This window comes from Salipiger sp. PrR007 (genome assembly GCF_010499845.1).
In the GTDB taxonomy this organism is placed as follows: domain Bacteria; phylum Pseudomonadota; class Alphaproteobacteria; order Rhodobacterales; family Rhodobacteraceae; genus Salipiger; species Salipiger pacificus_A.
Genome location: NZ_JAAGOZ010000084.1, coordinates 1 through 2,153 on the forward strand (window position 1 = coordinate 1; position 2,153 = coordinate 2,153).

Annotated in this window: 4 protein-coding genes; 3 read left to right on the top strand and 1 reads right to left on the bottom strand. The window is 63.3% G+C overall.

Annotated elements, in window-relative coordinates:
• Positions 1-19: 19 nt before the first annotated feature.
• Positions 20-631: a lytic transglycosylase domain-containing protein gene (locus tag G0Q01_RS24490; protein ID WP_164213933.1), complete on the bottom strand. Its 612-nt coding sequence runs from the start codon at positions 629-631 to the stop codon at positions 20-22.
• Positions 632-809: 178 nt separating this feature from the next.
• Between G0Q01_RS24490 and G0Q01_RS24495 the strand changes: the two genes are divergently transcribed.
• From G0Q01_RS24495 to G0Q01_RS24505, 3 genes are all read left to right on the top strand, one after another.
• Entirely contained in the window at positions 810-980 is a 171-nt protein-coding gene (locus G0Q01_RS24495; protein WP_164213934.1) for a hypothetical protein, read from the top strand.
• 171 nt (positions 981-1,151) lie between these two features.
• Complete coding sequence (locus tag G0Q01_RS24500) at positions 1,152-1,481, top strand: hypothetical protein (protein WP_164213935.1); 330 nt, start codon at positions 1,152-1,154, stop codon at positions 1,479-1,481.
• Positions 1,482-1,561: 80 nt separating this feature from the next.
• Positions 1,562-2,153, top strand: a 592-nt coding sequence (locus G0Q01_RS24505) for a hypothetical protein (protein WP_164213936.1), incomplete at its 3' end; no start/stop codon positions are given.

Sequence of the window (2,153 nt, forward strand, 5' to 3'; positions counted from 1 at the left end):
AGCCCTTTCGTGATCGTGGTCATATGCGGTCCTTACCGATGGTTGCCAGGTAGACGTCGAGCACTTTGCGAACGTGCCCTTGCGTCTCCCGGTAGGGAGGAATGCCCTGGTACCGGGCGACGGCATCCGGACCGGCGTTGTAGGCGGCAAGCGCCAGGGGCACCGATCCAAATTCTTCGAGCTGCATGAGGAGGTAGCGGGCGGAGCCGTCGAGGTTCTCGCGTGGGTCGTGCGGATCGACCCCGAGGACCTGCGCGGTTCCGGGCATGAGCTGGCCAAGGCCGATCGCGCCCACATGCGAGCGGGCCGATTGCCGGAAATTGCTCTCGATGGCGATATTGGCCCGGAAGAGGGCGATCCATTCCACAGGGGAGATGCCCGCGCGGCGGAGCCCCGGATGGCGGGCGTGGGCCTGCGCGATGCTCGAGATCAGGCGCTCGACCTCAGCAGTGCCATGACGGCGCGAGAGGCCGGGACGGGAGGGCGCAACGGAGGCAGCAATAGCCTGCGTGCCCCCGGCTTCAGAAGTAAAATCCCTCGGCTTGCCGAAGTCGAGAACCGAGGCAGTGACCCGCCCCGCGTCTCGCGGGCCCCCGAGGTCGATGACCTCGGCGTGGGCCCAGGGTGCCATCGCCGCAAACGCGGCGGAGGCACAAAACCGTCTAGTCTTTTGACGTGTCCTCATAGGTTTTCCAAACCGCGCGCTCTCCTACGTGACGCGGAACGGAAATGGGGGAGACGCCGAGATCCATGCCGAAGGACAGGAGACCTGTCAGGGTTCGGATGGTCCTCGTCTTGATATCCCTACCGTGGACAAGAAGCAGTCGGTGCGTTTGCCCGTCAACCTCGGCAACAGCGTAGAACTTCCACGCGGCCTGGAATTGGTTGCTCACGCGCGCTGGCGCTTCGATGCACTCGACTTCAACTGTCCCACCGGCTTCCAGGGTTTCCCTCACTCCCGCAAGCGTAATCACTGGTGAAACTTCTCTCATTTTTTTGCCTCGTTCCTGGGGTCGTTCGATGTGTCGAGTGACATGGAGGAGGCATACACATTTTTTGGGTAGCGTGAAACAGAAGATGGTGCAATACGTAATTGCAAGATACTACAAGCGGAAAAAGTGCCACATAGTGATGCCCGAGACATGATGCGGATGTTTGTGCATACCACCCGGTGCGCCGGAGGTGCTGCCTCTGGTGCGGCCCTGGTTGCGGCGAGCCTTGCAAACTCGGCCGTAGCGCAAACGACGGCGCTGGACTGTGTGCCGCCGCCTGTCCCTACCGCGGACCTGCCGCGGGATGTCATCGAGGAGTATCGCGACGAGCTTGGGCTGGAGTTCTCGAATTACTTCATCGAGGCGCAGCGCCACCTGCAGTGCCTGCAACTGGCGGAGGAGACGGCACGGCAGGACATCGATGCCGCGCTCGAGGCTTACGCGCGCCTGCAAGCCCTTAATTCAGATGAGAAACATATTCAAGAATGATGGATCGAGCGCAAAACCCGCTGTACATCCAAAGAAGTGATGTGATTGGCTGCCGGCACACCTTTAACGGGAGTAGGGCGATGAAGCATCTCCTCGGCGCAGCAGCCACGGCTGCCCTGGCATTCGCCGGGAGCCTGGCCGTGACATCGCAGCCGGCGCGCGCCTATCAGATCGATTGCGCGATCCTGCTCTGTCTCTCCGGCGGCTGGCCCGCTTCGGCTCCCTGCGTTGCGGCGAAGACGGAGTTTATCCGCCGGATCACGCCGTCGCCGATCGAGCCGCCGCTGCAGATCTGGCGCTGCCCGATGCACGCGGCCTACCCGGGGAACGCGGGGCAAACGCCGGCGCAGCGCCTCTACGATGTTGCGTTTGACCGAGGGGCGCGCCCGGTCCAATCACCGTCGGAGGGCGACATCGCGCCCGCGGGCGCGCTCAAAGGTCCGGTGCCGCCGGACGCGCTCATCTCTGCGGTGCTGAAAGAGGCTGCGGGAAGTGGTGCACCGAGACCCGCCCACCTGCAGCAGATCGCCGACTACACCTCGGAGAATGGCGTGGCCGACATCGACATCAGCGACCCGGTCTTCGACTTCGTGCGCTCGATCCGGGTCTACAGCGTCGAGGTCATGCGCCAGCGCGAGAGGGGCAGCGACAATGATCACTGTGAGCGTAGGA